This is a genomic window from Streptomyces sp. NPDC058001 (genome assembly GCF_042886315.1).
Classification (GTDB): Bacteria; Actinomycetota; Actinomycetes; order Streptomycetales; family Streptomycetaceae; genus Streptomyces.
This window is the reverse complement of sequence record NZ_JBHVQT010000035.1, coordinates 1-4,306: the sequence shown is the minus strand read 5'-3', so window position 1 is coordinate 4,306 and position 4,306 is coordinate 1. Positions and strand designations below refer to the sequence as shown.

Genomic DNA, 4,306 nt, shown 5'->3' with positions numbered 1-4,306 from the left:
GTCAAAGTCCGTTGCCTTACCGCTTGGCTATAGCCCAAAAATGGTGGAGGGGGGCAGATTCGAACTGCCGAACCCTGAGGGAGCGGATTTACAGTCCGCCGCGTTTAGCCACTTCGCTACCCCTCCGTATTTTTTTGAAAAACAGTGCCGGCCAGAGGACTTGAACCCCCAACCTACTGATTACAAGTCAGTTGCTCTACCAATTGAGCTAGGCCGGCAAATATGGTGGAGGATGACGGGCTCGAACCGCCGACCCTCTGCTTGTAAGGCAGATGCTCTCCCAGCTGAGCTAATCCTCCATATATTACACTTACGTGTAATGGCTTGGCGGCGTCCTACTCTCACAGGGGGAAACCCCCAACTACCATCGGCGCTGAAGAGCTTAACTTCCGTGTTCGGCATGGGAACGGGTGTGACCTCTTCGCTATCGCCACCAAACCATTGAGAGTGTTCTCTCAAAACTAGATAACAGTAAGCATACATTCAAATTGGTTAAGTCCTCGATCGATTAGTATCTGTCAGCTCCATGTGTCGCCACACTTCCACCTCAGACCTATCAACCTGATCATCTTTCAGGGATCTTACTTCCTTGCGGAATGGGAAATCTCATCTTGAGGGGGGCTTCATGCTTAGATGCTTTCAGCACTTATCCCGTCCGCACATAGCTACCCAGCGATGCCCTTGGCAGAACAACTGGTACACCAGCGGTGCGTCCATCCCGGTCCTCTCGTACTAAGGACAGCTCCTCTCAAATTTCCTGCGCCCGCGACGGATAGGGACCGAACTGTCTCACGACGTTCTGAACCCAGCTCGCGTACCGCTTTAATGGGCGAACAGCCCAACCCTTGGGACCGACTACAGCCCCAGGATGCGATGAGCCGACATCGAGGTGCCAAACCTCCCCGTCGATGTGGACTCTTGGGGGAGATAAGCCTGTTATCCCCGGGGTAGCTTTTATCCGTTGAGCGATGGCCCTTCCATGCGGAACCACCGGATCACTAAGCCCGACTTTCGTCCCTGCTCGACTTGTAGGTCTCGCAGTCAAGCTCCCTTGTGCCTTTACACTCTGCGAATGATTTCCAACCATTCTGAGGGAACCTTTGGGCGCCTCCGTTACTTTTTAGGAGGCGACCGCCCCAGTCAAACTGCCCACCTGACACTGTCTCCCTGCCCGATAAGGGCAGCGGGTTAGAAGGTCAATACAGCCAGGGTAGTATCCCACCGACGCCTCCACCGAAGCTGGCGCTCCGGTTTCTCAGGCTCCTACCTATCCTGTACAAGATGTATCAAAATTCAATATCAGGCTACAGTAAAGCTCCACGGGGTCTTTCCGTCCTGTCGCGGGTAACCTGCATCTTCACAGGTACTATAATTTCACCGAGTCTCTCGTTGAGACAGTGCCCAGATCGTTGCGCCTTTCGTGCGGGTCGGAACTTACCCGACAAGGAATTTCGCTACCTTAGGACCGTTATAGTTACGGCCGCCGTTTACTGGGGCTTCAATTCGCACCTTCGCTTACGCTAAGCGCTCCTCTTAACCTTCCAGCACCGGGCAGGCGTCAGCCCCTATACTTCGCCTTACGGCTTCGCAGAGACCTGTGTTTTTGCTAAACAGTCGCCTGGGCCTATTCACTGCGGCTCTCTCGGGCTTGCACCCTAACAGAGCACCCCTTCTCCCGAAGTTACGGGGTCATTTTGCCGAGTTCCTTAACGAGAGTTCTCTCGATCACCTTAGGATTCTCTCCTCGCCTACCTGTGTCGGTTTGCGGTACGGGCACCTCTCACCTCGCTAGAGGCTTTTCTTGGCAGTGTGGAATCAGGAACTTCGCTACTATAATTCGCTCGCCATCACAGCTCAGCCTTCACGGGAAACGGATTTGCCTATTTCCCAGCCTAACTGCTTGGACGCGGATATCCAATACCGCGCTTACCCTATCCTCCTGCGTCCCCCCATTGCTCAAATGGTGAGGAGGTGGTACAGGAATATCAACCTGTTATCCATCGCCTACGCCTTTCGGCCTCGGCTTAGGTCCCGACTAACCCTGAGCGGACGAGCCTTCCTCAGGAAACCTTAGGCATTCGGTGGAGGGGATTCTCACCCCTCTTTCGCTACTCATACCGGCATTCTCACTTCTAAGCGCTCCACCAGTCCTTCCGGTCTGGCTTCACAGCCCTTAGAACGCTCTCCTACCACTGTTCGAAGAACAGTCCGCAGCTTCGGTGATACGTTTAGCCCCGGTACATTTTCGGCGCAGAGTCACTCGACCAGTGAGCTATTACGCACTCTTTAAATGGTGGCTGCTTCTAAGCCAACATCCTGGTTGTCTAAGCAACTCCACATCCTTTTCCACTTAACGTATACTTTGGGACCTTAGCTGGCGGTCTGGGCTGTTTCCCTTTCGACTACGGATCTTATCACTCGCAGTCTGACTCCCAAGGATAAGTCATCGGCATTCGGAGTTTGACTGAATTCGGTAACCCGGTAGGGGCCCCTAGTCCAATCAGTGCTCTACCTCCGAGACTCTTACCTTGAGGCTAGCCCTAAAGCTATTTCGGAGAGAACCAGCTATCTCCAGGTTCGATTGGCATTTCACCCCTACCCACACCTCATCCCCGCACTTTTCAACGTGCGTGGGTTCGGGCCTCCATTCAGTGTTACCTGAACTTCACCCTGGACATGGGTAGATCACCTGGTTTCGGGTCTACGACCACGTACTCAATTCGCCCTATTCAGACTCGCTTTCGCTGCGGCTCCGCATCTTCTGCTTAACCTTGCACGGGATCGTAACTCGCCGGTTCATTCTACAAAAGGCACGCCATCACCCGTTAACGGGCTCTGACTACTTGTAGGCACACGGTTTCAGGATCTCTTTCACTCCCCTTCCGGGGTGCTTTTCACCTTTCCCTCACGGTACTGGTTCACTATCGGTCACTAGGGAGTATTTAGCCTTGGGAGATGGTCCTCCCGGATTCCGACGGAATTTCACGTGTTCCGCCGTACTCAGGATCCACTCAGGAGAGAACGAAGTTTTGACTACAGGGCTGTTACCTCCTATGGCGGGCCTTTCCAGACCTCTTCATCTACCTCGTTCCTTTGTAACTCCGTATAGAGTGTCCTACAACCCCAAGAGGCAAGCCTCTTGGTTTGGGCTGGTCCCGTTTCGCTCGCCGCTACTCAGGGAATCGCATTTGCTTTCTCTTCCTCCGGGTACTTAGATGTTTCAGTTCCCCGGGTCTGCCTTCTCATATCCTATGTATTCAGATATGGATACCACTCCATTACGAGTGGTGGGTTTCCCCATTCGGAAATCTCCGGATCAAAGCTTGCTTACAGCTCCCCGAAGCATATCGGTGTTCGTCCCGTCCTTCATCGGCTCCTAGTGCCAAGGCATCCACCGTGCGCCCTTTCTAACTTAACCGTTAAAAAGAATCACTACGTGATATCTTGCATTACTAATTGAATGTGAATTACTTCTGTTATCTAGTTTTCAAAGAACACGTTGGTGGAGCCTAGCGGGATCGAACCGCTGACCTCCTGCGTGCAAGGCAGGCGCTCTCCCAGCTGAGCTAAGGCCCCTTAAATGGTCGGGAAGACAGGATTCGAACCTGCGACCCCATGGTCCCAAACCATGTGCTCTACCAAGCTGAGCTACTTCCCGATTTTTAAATATATTATGGCGCGCCCGAGAGGAGTCGAACCCCTAACCTTTTGATCCGTAGTCAAACGCTCTATCCAATTGAGCTACGGGCGCTTATTTTATAATGCCGAGGGCCGGACTTGAACCGGCACGGTAGTCACCTACCGCAGGATTTTAAGTCCTGTGTGTCTGCCAATTCCACCACCCCGGCAATAGAAAGGCGACACCCGGATTCGAACCGGGGATAAAGGTTTTGCAGACCTCTGCCTTACCACTTGGCTATGCCGCCGTAATTTGGAGCGGAAGACGGGATTCGAACCCGCGACCCCCACCTTGGCAAGGTGGTGTTCTACCACTGAACTACTTCCGCAATATGCTGATAAACTTAAAAATTATGGTGCGGGTGAAGGGAGTCGAACCCCCACGCCTTGCGGCGCTAGATCCTAAGTCTAGTGCGTCTGCCAATTCCGCCACACCCGCATGAAAATGGTGAGCCATGAAGGACTCGAACCTTCGACCCTCTGATTAAAAGTCAGATGCTCTACCAACTGAGCTAATGGCTCGCTTTTAAAGCGACTTGTCTATCTTACCATATGAAAGTGGTGCCGGCAAGAGGACTTGAACCCCCAACCTACTGATTACAAGTCAGTTGCTCTACCAATTGAGCTA

11 tRNA genes and 2 rRNA genes are annotated in these 4,306 nt (G+C 52.8%); all 13 read right to left on the bottom strand.

The window, feature by feature from the left end:
• Positions 1–41: 41 nt before the first annotated feature.
• A tRNA-Tyr gene (locus ACFVT5_RS43200) sits at positions 42–126 on the bottom strand.
• A 19-nt stretch (positions 127–145) separates the two neighbouring features.
• A tRNA-Thr gene (locus ACFVT5_RS43195) sits at positions 146–218 on the bottom strand.
• 5 nt (positions 219–223) lie between these two features.
• Positions 224–299, bottom strand: a tRNA-Val gene (locus ACFVT5_RS43190).
• Positions 300–322: 23 nt separating this feature from the next.
• Positions 323–438 (bottom strand): 5S ribosomal RNA (gene rrf / locus ACFVT5_RS43185).
• A 50-nt stretch (positions 439–488) separates the two neighbouring features.
• Positions 489–3,418, bottom strand: a 23S ribosomal RNA gene (locus tag ACFVT5_RS43180).
• 82 nt (positions 3,419–3,500) lie between these two features.
• A tRNA-Ala gene (locus ACFVT5_RS43175) sits at positions 3,501–3,576 on the bottom strand.
• Positions 3,577–3,581: 5 nt separating this feature from the next.
• A tRNA-Pro gene (locus ACFVT5_RS43170) sits at positions 3,582–3,658 on the bottom strand.
• 16 nt (positions 3,659–3,674) lie between these two features.
• Positions 3,675–3,751: transfer RNA gene (locus ACFVT5_RS43165), tRNA-Arg, on the bottom strand.
• Positions 3,752–3,762: 11 nt separating this feature from the next.
• Positions 3,763–3,848, bottom strand: a tRNA-Leu gene (locus ACFVT5_RS43160).
• Between the two features lie 7 nt (positions 3,849–3,855).
• Positions 3,856–3,926: transfer RNA gene (locus ACFVT5_RS43155), tRNA-Cys, on the bottom strand.
• A 6-nt stretch (positions 3,927–3,932) separates the two neighbouring features.
• A tRNA-Gly gene (locus ACFVT5_RS43150) sits at positions 3,933–4,007 on the bottom strand.
• 25 nt (positions 4,008–4,032) lie between these two features.
• Positions 4,033–4,117, bottom strand: a tRNA-Leu gene (locus tag ACFVT5_RS43145).
• Between the two features lie 7 nt (positions 4,118–4,124).
• Positions 4,125–4,200, bottom strand: a tRNA-Lys gene (locus tag ACFVT5_RS43140).
• Positions 4,201–4,306: the final 106 nt, after the last annotated feature.